The sequence below is a fragment of the Roseomonas mucosa ATCC BAA-692 genome, assembly GCF_000622225.1.
GTDB classification, from domain to species: Bacteria; Pseudomonadota; Alphaproteobacteria; order Acetobacterales; family Acetobacteraceae; genus Roseomonas; species Roseomonas mucosa.
Genome location: NZ_JHWD01000029.1, coordinates 1 through 14,349, shown reverse-complemented (window position 1 = coordinate 14,349; position 14,349 = coordinate 1). Strand labels below are relative to the sequence as shown.

The 14,349-nt window shown below is 68.9% G+C and carries 13 protein-coding genes; 7 read left to right on the top strand and 6 right to left on the bottom strand.

The annotated features are described in order from the left end of the window. Positions 1 to 4: 4 nt before the first annotated feature. Genes BT98_RS0117420 through BT98_RS0117410 form a run of 3 tightly spaced genes read right to left on the bottom strand, consistent with a single transcriptional unit; the run spans position 5 to position 3,489 of the window. Positions 5 to 910, bottom strand: coding sequence for an ABC transporter permease (locus BT98_RS0117420; RefSeq protein ID WP_019461388.1), 906 nt, complete (start codon positions 908 to 910; stop codon positions 5 to 7). Between the two features lie 13 nt (positions 911 to 923). After that, positions 924 to 1,871, bottom strand: coding sequence for an ABC transporter permease (locus tag BT98_RS0117415; protein ID WP_019461387.1), 948 nt, complete (start codon positions 1,869 to 1,871; stop codon positions 924 to 926). A gap of 13 nt (positions 1,872 to 1,884) precedes the next feature. After that, positions 1,885 to 3,489 carry an ABC transporter substrate-binding protein gene (locus BT98_RS0117410; RefSeq protein WP_019461386.1) on the bottom strand — a complete coding sequence of 535 codons (1,605 nt, stop codon included), beginning with the start codon at positions 3,487 to 3,489 and terminating at the stop codon, positions 1,885 to 1,887. A gap of 361 nt (positions 3,490 to 3,850) precedes the next feature. On the opposite strand from BT98_RS0117410, the gene BT98_RS0117405 reads away from it, so the two are divergent. Together BT98_RS0117405 and BT98_RS0117400 are read left to right on the top strand one after the other, a co-directional pair. Beyond that, entirely contained in the window at positions 3,851 to 4,054 is a 204-nt protein-coding gene (locus BT98_RS0117405; RefSeq protein WP_019461385.1) for a hypothetical protein, read from the top strand. Beyond that, positions 4,051 to 5,466 (top strand): Asp-tRNA(Asn)/Glu-tRNA(Gln) amidotransferase GatCAB subunit A, encoded by a 1,416-nt coding sequence (locus BT98_RS0117400; protein WP_019461384.1) that lies wholly within the window; start codon positions 4,051 to 4,053, stop codon positions 5,464 to 5,466. Before BT98_RS0117405 ends, BT98_RS0117400 begins: the two co-directional genes overlap by 4 nt. 261 nt (positions 5,467 to 5,727) lie before the next feature. Here the strand turns inward: BT98_RS0117400 and BT98_RS0117395 are convergent, their stop codons facing one another. The 3 genes from BT98_RS0117395 to rho form a co-directional block, all read right to left on the bottom strand. Next, a complete protein-coding gene (locus BT98_RS0117395) occupies positions 5,728 to 7,185 on the bottom strand; it encodes an Asp-tRNA(Asn)/Glu-tRNA(Gln) amidotransferase GatCAB subunit A (protein ID WP_019461383.1) in 1,458 nt (485 codons plus the stop codon). After that, complete coding sequence (locus BT98_RS24915; RefSeq protein ID WP_019461382.1) at positions 7,185 to 7,391, bottom strand: hypothetical protein; 207 nt, start codon at positions 7,389 to 7,391, stop codon at positions 7,185 to 7,187. Before BT98_RS24915 ends, BT98_RS0117395 begins: the two co-directional genes overlap by 1 nt. Positions 7,392 to 7,765: 374 nt before the next feature. Further along, on the bottom strand, positions 7,766 to 9,049 hold the full coding sequence (gene rho, locus BT98_RS0117385; protein WP_019461381.1) for a transcription termination factor Rho: 1,284 nt from the start codon (positions 9,047 to 9,049) through the stop codon (positions 7,766 to 7,768). Between the two features lie 361 nt (positions 9,050 to 9,410). Here rho and BT98_RS0117380 point away from each other — a divergent pair, with 361 nt between their 5' ends. The 5 genes from BT98_RS0117380 to phnE (BT98_RS0117360) all read left to right on the top strand — a co-directional run bounded on the left by BT98_RS0117380 (position 9,411) and on the right by phnE (BT98_RS0117360) (position 14,009). Then, positions 9,411 to 10,169 carry a GNAT family N-acetyltransferase gene (locus BT98_RS0117380; RefSeq protein WP_019461380.1) on the top strand — a complete coding sequence of 253 codons (759 nt, stop codon included), beginning with the start codon at positions 9,411 to 9,413 and terminating at the stop codon, positions 10,167 to 10,169. A 227-nt stretch (positions 10,170 to 10,396) separates the two neighbouring features. Next, complete coding sequence (gene phnC, locus BT98_RS0117375) at positions 10,397 to 11,224, top strand: phosphonate ABC transporter ATP-binding protein (protein WP_019461379.1); 828 nt, start codon at positions 10,397 to 10,399, stop codon at positions 11,222 to 11,224. Positions 11,225 to 11,256: 32 nt separating this feature from the next. Continuing rightward, on the top strand, positions 11,257 to 12,177 hold the full coding sequence (gene phnD / locus BT98_RS0117370) for a phosphonate ABC transporter substrate-binding protein (RefSeq protein ID WP_019461378.1): 921 nt from the start codon (positions 11,257 to 11,259) through the stop codon (positions 12,175 to 12,177). A gap of 75 nt (positions 12,178 to 12,252) precedes the next feature. Further along, positions 12,253 to 13,146, top strand: coding sequence for a phosphonate ABC transporter, permease protein PhnE (gene phnE, locus BT98_RS0117365; RefSeq protein WP_019461377.1), 894 nt, complete (start codon positions 12,253 to 12,255; stop codon positions 13,144 to 13,146). Next, complete coding sequence (phnE, locus tag BT98_RS0117360) at positions 13,143 to 14,009, top strand: phosphonate ABC transporter, permease protein PhnE (protein ID WP_019461376.1); 867 nt, start codon at positions 13,143 to 13,145, stop codon at positions 14,007 to 14,009. Before phnE (BT98_RS0117365) ends, phnE (BT98_RS0117360) begins: the two co-directional genes overlap by 4 nt. Positions 14,010 to 14,349: the final 340 nt, after the last annotated feature.

Sequence of the window (14,349 nt, the reverse complement as noted above, 5' to 3'; positions counted from 1 at the left end):
CGCATCAGATCCGGACATCCATGGCGGCGCGCAGCCCGTCGCTGACCATGTTGACGCTGACCGAGGTGACGAAGATCGCGATGCCGGGCATGGCGGCGACCAGCGGGTTCACGTAGATCGACTGGCGCAGCGTGTTCAGCATCAGGCCCCAGTCAGGCTCCGGCGGCTTCACGCCCAGGCCGAGGAAGGAGAGGCCCGAGCCGAGCAGGATGCCGACGCTGATCATGCCGGAGGCATAGACCAGCACCGGGCCGAGCACGTTGCCCAGCACATGGTGCCAGAGCACGAGGTGGATGCCGGCGCCGGTGGCGCGCGCCGCATCCACGAAATCCAGCGAGCGGACCTGGGTGGTGGCGCTTTCCGCGATGCGGCAGAGCGGCGGGATGAAGACGAGGGACAGGGCGATGAAGGCGTTGCCGATGCCGCCGCCCATGGCCCCCGAGATGGCGACCGCGAGCAGGATGGAGGGGAAGGCGTAGAAGACGTCCATCACCCGCATGATCAGCGTGTTGACGCGGCCGCCGGCGAGGCCGGCCAGCACGCCCAGCCCGCCGCCAACCGCGGTGGCGATGGCCACGGGGACGAAGCCCATCAGCAGCGTCAGCCGCCCGCCGTAGAGGAGGCGGGAGAGCATGTCGCGCCCCAGTTCGTCCGTGCCCAGGGCATGGCCCATGTAGCCGGGGGGCTTCAGGCGGCGGACGATGCTTTCCTTGTAGGGATCGAAGGGCGCCAGCCAGGGCGCCGCCACGGCCAGCAGGACGATCGCCAGCAGGACCAGGCCGAAGAAGATGGTCACGTAGTCGTAGCGCAGGCGGTAGCCGACGGTGCCCCAGTAACCGCGGACCCTGGGAAGGCCAATGCTGTCCGGAACGGCCGCGGCGGAGGCCCGGCCGGCGGTGGTGCTGCTCATGGCGCCGCTCTCCTCAGACACGCTTGATTCGGGGGTCGATGGCGGTCTGCACCAGATCGACGGCGAGGTTGGTCACCACGAAGATCATGGCCAGGACCAGGATGGTCCCCTGGAGCACGGGGATGTCGCGCGTCAGGATGGCCTTGCTGAGCAGGAAGCCGGTGCCCGGCCAGGCGAAGACCGTCTCCACCAGGATCGAGCCGCCCATCAGCGCGCCGAACTGCAGCCCCATCACCGCCAGGATCGGCGGCAGGGCGTTCTTGAGCACGTGGCGGATCGCCTTGCTTTCCGGCAGCCCGTTGGCGCGCAGGGTGGTGACGAATTCCTGCGCCATCACCTCGGTGATCGCGGAGCGCGCGGTGCGGGCGATGATGCCGACCGGGATCATCGACAGGGTGATCACCGGCAGGATCATGAAGGGCACGGTGTGCAGGCCGATCGAGGCGGAGCCGCCCGGCCCCATGCCGGAGGCGGGCAGGATCTGCGCCTCCACCGAGAAGAGGATCACGAGCACGATGCCGAGCCAGTAGTTCGGCACCGAGACGCCGAGGATGGCGGTGCCGGTGACCATGCGGTCCAGCCAGCTTCCGGCGCGGTAGCCGGCGATGGCGCCGAGCGCGAGGGCCACCGGGAAGGCGATCAGCACCGCGAGCAGGGACAGCAGCACGGTGTTGCCGAGGGAGCGCAGGATCTCCTCCAGCACCGGACGCCCCGTGGCGATGGAGCGCCCGAGATCGCCGGTCAGCACGTTGCCGAGCCAGGAGAGGTACTGGACCGGCAGCGGTCGGTCGAGGCCGTAGAGCTGCTTCAGCTTCGCCACCGTCTCGGCATCCGCATCCGGCGGCAGCATGGTCTGCAACGGATCGCCGGGTGCGAGATAGACCAGCAGGAAGCAGATGATGGACACGCCCAGCGCGATCGGCAGGACGGCCAGCAGACGGCGTTGGACGTAGACCAGCATGGGGCTGTCCCTATCAGGGCTGCACGGTGACTTGCGTCAGGTCCTGGAACCAGCTCTGTGCCTGCACGAAGCCCTTCACCTTGGGCGACAGAGCGCGCGGGTTCAGGTCATGCGCCACCCAGATCATCACGGCCTGCTCGTTCATGCGCTCGTGGATCCTGGTCAGGATCGGCAGGCGCTTCTCCGCATCGAAGGTGTTCATGGCCTCCGCGACCAGCTGGTCGGTCTGCGGGTCCTCGAAATGCCCCCAGTTGCTGCCCGCCGGCGACCACTGCGACTTCATGATGAAGCGGAACATCCCGTTGAACGGGTCCTGCGTCGCGCGGGTGATGTTGATGCCGTTGATGTCGTGGTGCTTGTCCACGCCCTCGCGGCCCACCTGCAGCAGCGCGTTCCAGTCCATGACCTGGAGGTTGACCTTGAAGCCGACCTCCTCCAGCTGCGCCTTCACCAGCTCGTTCATCGGCAGCGGCTGCATCTGGCCGGAGCCGGAGGTGGAGATGGCGAAGGTGACGTTGCAGGGGACGCAGCCCGCCTCCTTCAGCAGCGCCTTGGCCTTGTCCGGGTTGTACTCGTACTTCACCGGCTTGCCGTAGTAGGCGGTGGAGGGCGGCACGGTGGCGTAGCCCGGCAGGGCGATGCCGCCCAGCATCTCCACCATGTCGTCGCGGTTGATCGCGTAGTTCGCCGCCTGCCGCACCCGGATGTCGTTGAAGGGCTTGTCCACGAAGTTGAGCTGGTAGGCCCAATTGTGCGGATAGGCGTTGGTGATCACCTGCATCCCGGAGGATTTCAGGCGCGGGATGGTGTCGGGCGCCGGGGCCTCGATCCAGTCCACCTGGCCGGAAAGCAGCGAGGCGGTGCGGGTCGAGGCCTCCGGCATCGGCAGAAGAACCAGGCGGTCCTGCTTCGGGATGCGGGCCTTGTCCCAGTAGTCCTTGTTCGGCACCATCTCCAGCCGCTCACCCGGCACCATGCGGGAGAAGCGGTAGGGACCCGTGCCCGAGGGGTTCTTGGCGAAGGCGTTGGCGTCGTTCTTCAGCTCCTCCGACCGCGCGGGGCTGACCATCATCAGGAAAGACAGGTTGTAGGGAAAGATGCTGTCCGGCTGCTTGGTGGTGAAGGCGACGGTATAGTCGTCGATCTGCTCGACACCCGCGAAATTGGTCAGGTAGCTGCGGGCGAAGGCGAACTGCTGCGCGTTGAACTGCGGCGCGCCTTCCTTGGTCATGCGCTCGAAGTTCCAGATCACCGACTTCGCGTTGAAGTCGCTGCCGTCATGGAACTTCACGCCCTTGCGCAGGGTGAAGATCCAGCGCCGGCTGTTGCCCGGATCGACATGCCACTCGGTGGCCAGGCCCGGCTTGATGTCGGCGATCCTGTCGCCCTTCGACAGGTCCCAGAGGATCAGAGAATCGTAGAGGTTGTAGCCGACGAAGCGCCAGCCCTCGAAGCCCTGGTCCGGGATGCCGGCGGTGAGCGGGATGTCGCCCGCCGTCATGGCCACGCGCAGCACAGTTTCCGCCGATGCGGGCGCAGCGGTGCCCAGCAGCGCGGTCATCAGGCCCAAGGTCGCACAAAGCCGCGTCGCACCCAGGCGCAGGGATGGCACCGTCATCTTCTCTCCTTGGTCCCGGCAGGACGGATCGGAAGCTCTGCCGACCGGCATCTGCAATCGCCATGCCACATCTCGCGCGAAGCGGACGTCCGGCGGCGCGCACCGGCGGAACGGGATGGACCATGACCCGTGTCACGCGGGGTGGCGCTCTTCCCGGCAGGCATGGCGCGGCACGCGGCAGACTCGCGCCGGTTCCCGGGCCGCACGCCGCTTTCACTGCCGGAACAACGGCTTTCGTTTCTGTCCGACATTGGGAAGATGCTGAGGCCTGCCGTTTCTTTGGGCGCGACAGACCGGTGGCGCGGACGTAACCTCGTGCCGTTCCTCGCTTGGCCTGATAGGCCCCTGCCGGAGTCCCCCCATGACGACCGAAGCCGATCCCGAACTGGACATGGCGCTCTCGCGCGCCGGCATCACCCTGCCGCCGGGACGCTATGCCGGCGTGCTCGCCACCCATCGCGACCTGCAGAAGATGATGCCGATCCTGCGCCAGCCGCGCACCGCCGCCGCCGAGCCGGCGGGCGTCTATGTCCTGGACACCATCACGCGGGAGCAGACGCCATGAGCGACGCGAAGCTGGAAGACCTCTCCATCGCCGAAGCCGGGGCGAAGCTGCGCGACGGCAGCCTCACCTCCGCCACCCTGACGCGGCACGCGCTGGACCGGATCGCGAAGCTCGATGGCGCCCTGCACGCCTTCGTGCTGGTCACGGAGGAGCGTGCCCTGGAGGATGCGGCGCGCGCGGATGCCGAGCTCGCCGCCGGCACCGATCATGGGCCGATGCACGGCATCCCCTATGCGCTGAAGGACATCTACGACACCGCCGGCATCCGCACGACCTGCCATTCCAAGCTGCTGATCGACAACGTTCCCGGACGGGACAGCGTCGTGGCGGCGAAGCTCGCCTCGGGCGGCGGCGTGCTGCTGGGCAAGCTGGCGACGCATGAATTCGCCATGGGCGGGCCGAGCTTCGACCTCCCCTTCCCGCCCGCGCGCAACCCCTGGAACACCGGCCATATCACCGGCGGTTCCTCCTCCGGCTCCGGCGCCGCCGTCGCGGCCGGGATGGTGCGCATGGCGATGGGCTCCGACACCGGCGGCTCGATCCGCGGCCCCGCCGCCTATTGCGGTACGGTGGGGCTCAAGCCGACCTACGGGCTGATCAGCCGGCGCGGCGTCTTCCCGCTTTCCTACACGCTCGACCATTGCGGACCGCTGACGCGCAGCGTCGAGGACGCGGCGATCACCACCGAGTTGCTGGCCGGCTTCGACCCGCTCGATCCCGCCAGCGCCGACAAGCCGAAGGCCGATCTGCGCAGCGGGTTGGAGGACGGCGTTGCCGGCCTGCGCATCGGCATGCCGCGCAACCTCTACCGCGATGCCGAGGGGCTCTCGCCCGAGGTCTATGACGCGATCGAGCGCGTCGGCCAGGCGCTGGAGGCGGCGGGCGCGATCGTCGAGGAGGTCACGCTCCCCGACTACGCCCTCTTCAACGCCTGTGGCCGCGTGATCCTGACCGCCGAGGCCTTTGCCATCCACGAGAAGGACCTGCGGGAGCGACCGGAGGACTACGGCGAACTCTTCCTCATGCGCATCGTCACCGGCGCCGCGATCAGCAGCGCGGACTATATCCAGGCCCAGCGCCTGCGCCGGGAACTCTCCCTGGCGGTGAACCGCGAGGCGCTGAAGACGTACGACGTGCTGCTCACCGCCTGCGCCCTTGGCCCGGCCCCCGCCTTCGCCGATTGCCCGCCGGACCGACCTGTGTTCTGGCCGATCCAGAGCATGCCCTTCAACGTCACGGGCAATCCCGCCCTCTCCATGCCGGCCGGCCTTTCCACCTCCGGCCTGCCGCTTTCCGCACAGCTCGTCGGCCGCCCCTTCGACGAGGCCACGCTCCTCCGCGTCGGCCGCGCCGTCGAGAAGGCCACCGCCAGCTGGGGCGCCACCGCCCCGGCCCTGCTCGCGGCGGAATGATCCGGCCTGGGAACCGGGGGGCGCTGCCTCCCGGACCCTTTGCTGAAGGAGGGGCCGCTCAGGGGGATGTTATCCCCCCGAGACCCCGCCATGAGCGCTCCGCAAGGAGGGGCTTCGACCGCCGTTGCGCCAGTTGGCGACCGGCTGGCCATCACCCCTCCTCGCGGAGCGTTCACGGGGTTCCCATGGGGGCGAAGCACTGCTTCGCCCGTCCCTGGGCGGAGTGTCCAGGGGGGCAGAGCCCCTCTGGCCCCGGCATGATCATGCAGCGCCGAGTGCCGGCACGCGGCTGTGCCAGTCGGTGTCACGCTGGTAGGCGTCGCCGACGGTCATGAGGCGGGCCTCGGCAAAGGGGCGGCCGACAAGCTGGAGGCCGACGGGCAGGCCGCGGTCGTCGAAGCCGCAATGCAGGCTGAGCCCGGGCAGGCCGAGATAGTTGATCGGCCGGGTGTTCTGCGTGATCAGGCCGAAGCGCTGGATGGCCTCCGGGTCGCCGCCATCGATGCGGCATTCCGCGCGCGTCGGGATCCGGCGCGGGATGGTGGGCATGGCGAGCACGTCCACCTGGGCGAAGACCTCGTCGCAGAAGGCCCTGAGCACCGGGCCGCGCCGGCTCAGCGCCTCGATGTAGTAGCTGGCCGGGATGGCATAGCCCGGGAACATGCGGCCGCTGAGGTGGTTGGCGTAGTCGCCCGGGCGCTCGCGCATCCAGTTGGCGTGGATGGCCGGGCCCTCGCTGCGGCTGACGACGGAGCCGTAGGTCAGCACCTGTTCCATCACCGGCAGGCTGATGCGGGTGACGGTGGCGCCGCGGCCGCGCAGCACCTCGATCGCGGCATCGAAGGCCGCCAGGATGTCCGGGTCGGCGCCGTCGAGGAACCAGGTTTCCGCCACGCCGATGCGCTGGCCGCGCAGGTCGCCGGTCAGCGCGGCCTCGTAGTCGGGAACGGCCTCCTTCGCGCTGGTCGGATCCTTCGGATCATGGCCGGCGATGACGCCCATCACCCGGGCGCAGTCGCGCACGGTGCGGACCAGCGGGCCGACATTGTCGCAGGAGAAGGAGAGCGGCATCACGCCATGGCGGCTGACGCGGGTCTGCGTCGGCTTGAGGCCCACCACGCCGCAGGCCGAGGCCGGTAGGCGGATCGAGCCGCCGGTGTCGGAGCCGAGCGCCATGAAGGCAAAGCGGGCGGAGACGGCGGCACCGGAGCCGGAGGAGGACCCGCCGGTGATGTAGTCGCCGTTCCAGGGGTTCAGGCAGTCGCCGAAGTGCCGGTTATGGCCGGTCGGGTTCTGCGCGAACTCCGCCATGTTCAGGCCGCCCATGGTGATGGCGCCGGCGCCTTCCAGCCGCTCGATCACCGTGGCGGTGTAGTCCGGGCGGAAGTCGCCGCGGATGGCGGAGCCGCAGGTCGAGAGCTTGCCCGCCTTGTAGTACATGTCCTTGTGCGCCATCGGCACGCCGGCCAGCGGCCCGGGGGCGATGCCGGCGGCACGCGCCTTGTCGGCGGCGGCGGCGGCCTCCAGCGCGGCCTCGCGCTCGATCCAGGTGGTGGCGTTGATCGCCGGCTCATGGGCCTCGATGCGGTCCAGGCAGGCCCGGGTCAGCGCGGTGGCCGTGACCTCGCCCCTGGCGAAGGCATCCGCTGCCTCGGCGAGGCTCAGCCCGGCGAGGCCGTCCGTGGTGACCATCGGGGGGACCATCGGCACGGCGTCCATCACGCGCCTTCCTTGCAGCCTTGCAGCGCCGCCTCGAAGGAGGAGGGCTCGTCCTCGAAGCGCAGCGTGCCGCGCAGCGCCTCGAAATCGGCGATCAGCTTCGGGATGTCCATCGACGCCATCTGGCGGCCGGTCTCGTTGGGCAGTTCGACGCCCGTCCAGAGGCGGATATCCTCCGCCACGCGCTTCACCAGGGCTTCGTCCATCGTCGCTTTCCCCTCGACTACGCAGGAGAGTTCCGGCCTGCGTTGCGATGGGCCGGGAGACTGCACCCGAATCAACCGGGGCCTGAGGGACAAAATGCCCTGAGCGGCTGGCTAAATGTCGGAGCGGACCCTGTTTCGCCGAATTCTTGAACAGAATTCATGCAGCTTGCCGATCCAACGTGCCTGCAAGTCGATGGAGAGGGAAAATGCCGCTTCCTTGATCTTCCGGAGCCGTGCACTTCCGCCCGCGCCGGATGGTGCGGTCACGCAGGAACCGGAGAGAAGAGGACCTTCCCGGAAGGAACCGGAAGGCAGAAACGAGAAGCCCCGCCAGGCGGACCGGGCGGGGCTCGGAAAGGGACCGGACGGGCCGGTCAGGTATTCATCGCGTCGAAGAAATCCTGGTTGGACTTGCTGTACTTCAGCTTGTCCAGAAGGAACTCCATCGCGTCCTGCGTGCCCATCGGGTTCAGGATGCGGCGCAGCACCCACATCTTGGACAGGGTGGAACGCTCCACCAGGACCTCTTCCTTGCGGGTGCCGGACTTGGTGATGTCGATCGCCGGGAAGACGCGCTTGTCGGAGAGCTTGCGGTCCAGCACGATCTCGCAGTTGCCGGTGCCCTTGAACTCCTCGAAGATCACCTCGTCCATGCGCGAACCCGTGTCGATCAGCGCCGTGGCGATGATGGTCAGCGAGCCGCCTTCCTCGATGTTGCGCGCGGCGCCGAAGAAGCGCTTCGGGCGCTGCAGGGCGTTGGCGTCCACGCCGCCGGTCAGCACCTTGCCCGAGGACGGCACCACGGAGTTGTAGGCACGGCCCAGGCGGGTGATGGAGTCCAGCAGGATCACCACGTCGCGCTTGTGCTCGACCAGGCGCTTCGCCTTCTCCAGCACCATCTCCGTCACCTGCACGTGGCGGGTGGCGGGTTCGTCGAAGGTGGAGGCCACGACCTCGCCGCGCACGGTGCGGGCCATGTCGGTGACCTCCTCCGGACGCTCGTCGATCAGCAGCACCATCAGGAAGACTTCCGGATGGTTGGCCGAGATCGACTTGGCGATGTTCTGCAGCATCACCGTCTTGCCGGTGCGCGGCGGCGCCACGATCAGGGCGCGCTGGCCCATGCCGATCGGCGCCACAAGGTCGATGACCCGGTGGGTGTTGTCCTTGGTGGGACCCTTGTTGTTGGCCTGGGCGGCCTCCAACTCGGCATTCTCCATCCGCAGGCGCCGGGTCGGGTAGAGCGGCGTGAGGTTGTCGAAGTTGATGCGGTGCTTGAGCGCCTCGGGCGGCTCGAAGTTGATCGCCTCGACCTTCAGCAGGGCGAAGTAGCGCTCGCCATCCTTCGGCGCCCGGATCTGGCCTTCCACCGTGTCGCCGGTGCGCAGGCCGAAGCGGCGCACCTGCGTGGGGGAGACGTAGATGTCGTCGGGCCCGGGCAGGAAGTTGGCCTGCGGGCTGCGGAGGAAGCCGAAGCCGTCGGGCAGGATCTCCAGCGTGCCATCCCCGTGGATCGCCTGGTCTTTCTCGGCCAGGTTCTTGAGAATGGCATACATGATATCCTGCTTGCGCAGGGAGGAGGCGTTCTCGATCTCAAGCGACTCGGCGAAAGCGAGAAGGTCGCCGGGGCTCTTGGCCTTCAGTTCGGAAAGATGCATGCGGCGGACGTATCCGTCATCGACAGGGAGGGCGGGACCCTTCCCGGTGAGCCGTCCGGCCCGCGGCGGACCAAGGGATTGGTCCAAGGCAGGACGACTGTGTTGCCAGAACGGCGCGCCCGACTTACGAGAAGCGGCACGTCCGACAATGTCCCGATGTGCGAGGAGGGAGAGCGGCGAAGGCCGGCAGGCCCGCCGCCCCTATGGGAAGCGATGGGACAGATAAGGTGAGTTGCGTCAGGCGTCAATCGGAAAACGCGGTTTTTGCAGGAAAAACGGGGAATTCCGGGCCGGCATCCCGCTTGCCAGCCCCGCCATGCCATGGGAGGCGGGAGAAACCCGCCACCCGGAGCCCGACCCCTTGCCCGCCGAACCCCCCTCCGCCGATGTCCTGACCCTGGAACGTGCCGCCCTGACCGCCGTTCCGGCGCCGCGCCTGGCCTGGGATGGCGGCTTCGTGCTCCGCGGCTTCCTGAACGGCACGGGACGGGCGAACGCCGCCTGCTCGCTCGACCCCTCGCCCGATCCCGGGCTGGAGGCGCGGCTGGACCGGATGGAGGCCGACTTCGCCCGGATGGGCCTGCCGGTCCGCTTCCGCTCCACGCCGCTCGACCCGCCGGGACTGAAGCCTGCGCTGCTGGCCCGCGGCTATGTGGAACATGAAGGCGCCTGCGTGATGGCCGGTCCGCTGCGCCCGCTGGCCGAGGCGGCCGGCGCGGGCGTCGAGCTGCTGGACAGCCCGGCGGAGGACTGGCTTTCCGTGCTGGCCACGGCGGAATACCAGACCGAGGCACGCCGCGCGGAAAAGGCCGGCGGCGGCGCCATGCTGGCCCGCCCCGGCCGCTGGCTGCTGCGGCGGGAGGATGGCCTGCCCGCGGCCTGCGCGCATGTGGTCGCGGATGCGGCACTCTGCGGCATCTTCGACGTGGCGACCGACCCGCGCTTCCGCCGCCGGGGCCTGGCGCAGCGTGTCCTCGCCGCCGGGGCGGCCTGGGCGGCGGGGCTGGGGGCGACCACCGCCTGGCTGCAGGTCTCGCCCTCCAACACCGGCGCGCGGGACCTCTACGCCCGCCTCGGCCTCGTTGAGGTCTATCGCTATACCTATTTTCTGCGCGGCTGAACGCCGGCACGGACAGCCGCCTCCCTCGCCGCCGCGGTCCGCGCTTCACGGTTTCGACATTACGCTGCCCTCCGGGGGACAAGGCTCCGCCTTCTTCCCCGGCCCGCACGAGCCGCCAGGGTGAACCATTCCGCCCAGGCTCTGTCACGAATCCATCATCGGTTTGAAACAGCCGCGTCACCCGCCTGCGCTAACCGCCCCAGCCGACAGGTTGGACGGGACGGCGCATGCTCACCATCGATGGATTGTCCCGGCGATATGGCGCGAAGACGGCCGTGGACGCGCTGTCGCTGGAGATCCGTCCCGGCAGCTTCGTGGGGGTGATCGGCCGTTCCGGCGCCGGCAAGTCCACGCTGCTGCGGATGATCAACGGGCTGGAGATGCCGAGCGGCGGCCGCATCCTCTGGAACGGACAGGTGGTGAGCGGGTTGCAGGGCCGGGCGATGCGCGACTGGCGGGCCCGCTGCGCCATGGTGTTCCAGCACTTCAACCTCGCCCCCCGGCTCGACGTGCTGACCAACGTGCTGACCGGGCGGCTGAACAAGGTCTCCCTGCCGCGTGCCCTGTTCGGCCTCTGGCCGGAGGAGGACCGGGCCATGGCGCTGGCGGCGCTGGAGCAGTTCGACATCGCCGACCTCGCCGCGCAGCGCGCCGGGCAGCTCTCGGGCGGGCAGCAGCAGCGCGTGGCCATCGCCCGCGCCCTGGTGCAGGAGCCCGAGATCATGCTGGCGGACGAGCCGATCGCCTCGCTTGATCCGCGCAACACGCAGATCGTGATGGACACGCTCCAGCGCATCAACCGCGGCTATGGCATCACCGTGCTCTGCAACCTGCACTCGCTCGACGTGGCGCGCCGCTACTGCGACCGGCTGGTGGGGCTGGCCGGCGGCAAGCTGGTCTTCGACGGCGGGCCGCAGGAACTGGGCGAGGCCGAGGCGCGCCGCCTCTATGGGCTGGAGGCCGCCGAGGCGATGGGTGGAACGGAACCCGCGCCCGCATCCCCCGCCCCCGGAACTCCGGTGCCGCCGCAGACGGTGGCCCGGACCTATGCGTAGAACGACATCCCTGACCTGAGGATCATCCGATCATGCTGAACCGTCGCATGCTGCTCGGCGCCGGCGCGCTGCTGGCCTCGCCGCTGGCGGTGCCCTCGCTGGCCCGCGCCCAGTCCGCCTCCTGGGCCAAGGCCTATCCGGAGCTGGTCTTCGCGATCATCCCGGCGGAGAACGCCTCGGGCGTGATCGACCGCTGGACGCCCTTCACCGAGTACATGTCGAAGAAGCTCGGCACCAAGGTGACGCTGCGCATCGCCAATGACTACGCGGCGGTGATCGAGGGCCAGCGCTCCGGCAACATCCATATCGCCTCCTACGGCCCCTCCTCCTTCGCCCGCGCGCTGATGACCGGTGCGAAGATCGAGGCCTTCGCCATCGAGACGAACCTCGACGGCACCAAGGGCTACTACTCCGTCTTCTACGTGAAGAAGGACTCGCCTTATCAGAAGGTGCAGGACCTGAAGGGCAAGAACCTCGGCCTGGTGGACCCGAACTCCACCTCCGGCAACAACGTGCCGCGCTTCGCCCTCGACAAGATGGGCATCAAGCCGGACGAGTTCTTCAACAAGGTCGTCTATACCGGCAGCCATGAGAACGCGATCATCGCGCTCCAGCAGGGCACGGTGGACATGTGCGCCAACTGGTGGAACGACGAGCAGGAGAGCAACCTGCTGCGCATGGCGCGCAAGGGCATGGTGAAGGCGGAGGATTTCCGCATCATCTTCAAGTCCGACCAGATCGTGAACTCCCCGATGGCCTACCTGACCAGCCTGCCGGAGGACCTGCGCACGGCGATCCGCACCGCCGCGCTGGCCATGCCGAAGGAGAACAAGGCGGCCTTCGACAAGATCTACGACGGCAAGTCCGGCCCCTGGATGCCGGTGGACAACAGCGCCTACCAGCCAATCATCGAACTGAACCGCTTCGTCGACAGCCTCCGCCGCAAGGCCTGAGGCGGAACTTCCGCGAAGCCCGCCCCGCCGGCATGGCCAGCGGGGCGGGATCGCGTCTGAACGGGTCCCACTGACATGAGCATCGCCCTGCCCCGCCTGCCGGAGCCGCGCCTCGCGGGCCTGATGGGCGACTACGCACAGAGCCGCAGGGCAGGGCGCCGCCAGCTCCTTCTCGCGCTGCTGGTCGTCGCCGCGCTCGCCTTCGTCTCCGCCTGGGTGGCGGAGGTCGATCCTGGCCAGCTCGGGCGGCATATCGGCGCCTTCTTCGGCTATTTCGACCGCATCACCACGCTGGAGGGCAGCACCACGGGTGCGCGCGTCTGGACCAGCCCGGGCGAGTGGTTCTGGGGCCTTCGCAAATGGGGCCTGCTGCTGTTCGACACGATGCTGATAGCCTATGTCGGCACGCTGCTGGGCGCGTTGGCCGGCTTCGCGCTCTGCTTCGTGTCCAGCGCCAATCTCGTGCGCCAGCCCTGGCTGCGCGGCACGGCGCGGCGGCTGCTGGAATTCTGCCGCACCGTCCCCGACATCGTCTTCGCCCTGATCTTCGTGATCGCCTTCGGCCTCGGCGCGCTGCCGGGCGTGCTGGCCATCGCCATCCACACCGCCGGCGCGCTGGGCAAGATGTGCACCGAGGTGGTGGAGAACATCGACATGAGGCCGGTCGAGGGCATCCGCTCCACCGGCGGCGGCTGGCTCACCGCGGTGCGCTTCGGCGCCCTGCCGCAGGTGCTGCCGAACTTCGCCAGCTATGCGCTGCTGCGCTTCGAGATCAACGTGCGGCAGGCCGCCGTGCTGGGCTTCGTCGGTGCGGGCGGAATCGGGCAGGACCTGCTCGAGGCGATCCGCAAGTTCTACTACAACGACGTCTCGGCCATCCTGCTGCTGATCATCCTGGCCGTGATGGTGATCGACATGCTGACCGAGCGCCTGCGCCACCACCTCATCGGACTGGAGCAGAAGGCATGAGCGGCGCCATCCGCAACGCCGCGCTGGCGGACCTTCCCGGCCTCGTCGCCCGCCACCCGCTTGCGTTCCGGCGCATGCCGCCCTCCCGCATCCAGGGGCTGGCGATCACCGCCGCGGCGCTGGCGCTCCTCGCCGTCAGCATCTGGCGCCTGGAGCTCTCGCCGCTGCGCGTCTTCGCCGGGATGGGGCAGATGCTGCACTTCCTGACGCTGATGCTGCCGCCCGACCCGGGTTCCTGGGCGCGCTTCGTGCAGATGCTGCAGCTCCTGGCCGAGACGCTCGCCATCGCCTTCCTCGGCACGCTGGTCGCCTCCATCCTGGCCATCCCGCTGGGCTTCCTCGCGGCGCGCAACACCACCATCAACCGCGTGGTGCACTTCCTGTCGCGCCGCGCGCTGGACGGCGTCCGCGGCGTGGACGCGCTGATCTGGGCGCTGATCTGGATCAGCGTGGTGGGCCTCGGCCCCTTCGCCGGGGTGCTGGCCATCGTCACCTCCGATATCGGCACCTTCGGCAAGCTCTATTCCGAGGCGATCGAGGCGGTGGACCGCAAGGCGGCGGAAGGCATCGCCTCCACCGGCGGCAACCGGCTGCACGGCATCCGCTACGGCGTGCTGCCGCAGGTTCTGCCCGTCCTGGCCGGCCAGGTGCTCTACATGTTCGAATCCAATACCCGCTCCTCCTCCATCATCGGCATCGTCGGCGCGGGCGGCATCGGCCTCATGCTCTCGGAAATGATCCGCACCCTGGAATGGCCGGCCGTCTCGATGATCGTCGTCCTCATCCTCGTCATGGTCGCCGCCATCGACGCCCTCTCCAGCCGCCTCCGCACCGCCATCGCCGGCGCACCATCGGGGCATTGAAGGGGATGATCGGGCCGGGGCCAGAGGGGCTCCGCCCCTCTGGACACCCCGCCAAGGGACGTTAGTCCCTTGGAACCCTGTGAGCGCTCCGCGAGGAGGGGGGACAGGACACCGGTCGCCGGATGGCATACCGGCGGAACAACCCCCTCCTCGCGGAGCGCTCATGGCGGGGTCTCGGGGGCACACTGTGCCCCTGAGCGGAGGGTCCGGGAGGCAGAGCCTCCCGGTCCAACGGCCCGATCCTCCCTTCACGCCGACAGTTCGACGCGGTCGGCGGCGAAGCGGGAGTGGGTGGCCTGGATGGGGCGGCCCTGGGCATCGGTGTTGACGCTGTCGAGGA

Excerpts from the sequence above, each read along its gene's own strand:
- BT98_RS0117420 (WP_019461388.1), bottom strand. The coding sequence starts at position 910 with ATGAGCAGCACCACCGCCGGCCGGGCCTCCGCCGCGGCCGTTCCGGAC.
- BT98_RS0117415 (WP_019461387.1), bottom strand. The coding sequence starts at position 1,871 with ATGCTGGTCTACGTCCAACGCCGTCTGCTGGCCGTCCTGCCGATCGCG.
- BT98_RS0117410 (WP_019461386.1), bottom strand. The coding sequence starts at position 3,489 with ATGACGGTGCCATCCCTGCGCCTGGGTGCGACGCGGCTTTGTGCGACC.
- BT98_RS0117405 (WP_019461385.1), top strand. The coding sequence starts at position 3,851 with ATGACGACCGAAGCCGATCCCGAACTGGACATGGCGCTCTCGCGCGCC.
- BT98_RS0117400 (WP_019461384.1), top strand. The coding sequence starts at position 4,051 with ATGAGCGACGCGAAGCTGGAAGACCTCTCCATCGCCGAAGCCGGGGCG.
- BT98_RS0117395 (WP_019461383.1), bottom strand. The coding sequence starts at position 7,185 with ATGGACGCCGTGCCGATGGTCCCCCCGATGGTCACCACGGACGGCCTC.
- BT98_RS24915 (WP_019461382.1), bottom strand. The coding sequence starts at position 7,391 with ATGGACGAAGCCCTGGTGAAGCGCGTGGCGGAGGATATCCGCCTCTGG.
- rho (WP_019461381.1), bottom strand. The coding sequence starts at position 9,049 with ATGCATCTTTCCGAACTGAAGGCCAAGAGCCCCGGCGACCTTCTCGCT.
- phnC (WP_019461379.1), top strand. The coding sequence starts at position 10,397 with ATGCTCACCATCGATGGATTGTCCCGGCGATATGGCGCGAAGACGGCC.
- phnD (WP_019461378.1), top strand. The coding sequence starts at position 11,257 with ATGCTGAACCGTCGCATGCTGCTCGGCGCCGGCGCGCTGCTGGCCTCG.
- phnE (WP_019461377.1), top strand. The coding sequence starts at position 12,253 with ATGAGCATCGCCCTGCCCCGCCTGCCGGAGCCGCGCCTCGCGGGCCTG.
- phnE (WP_019461376.1), top strand. The coding sequence starts at position 13,143 with ATGAGCGGCGCCATCCGCAACGCCGCGCTGGCGGACCTTCCCGGCCTC.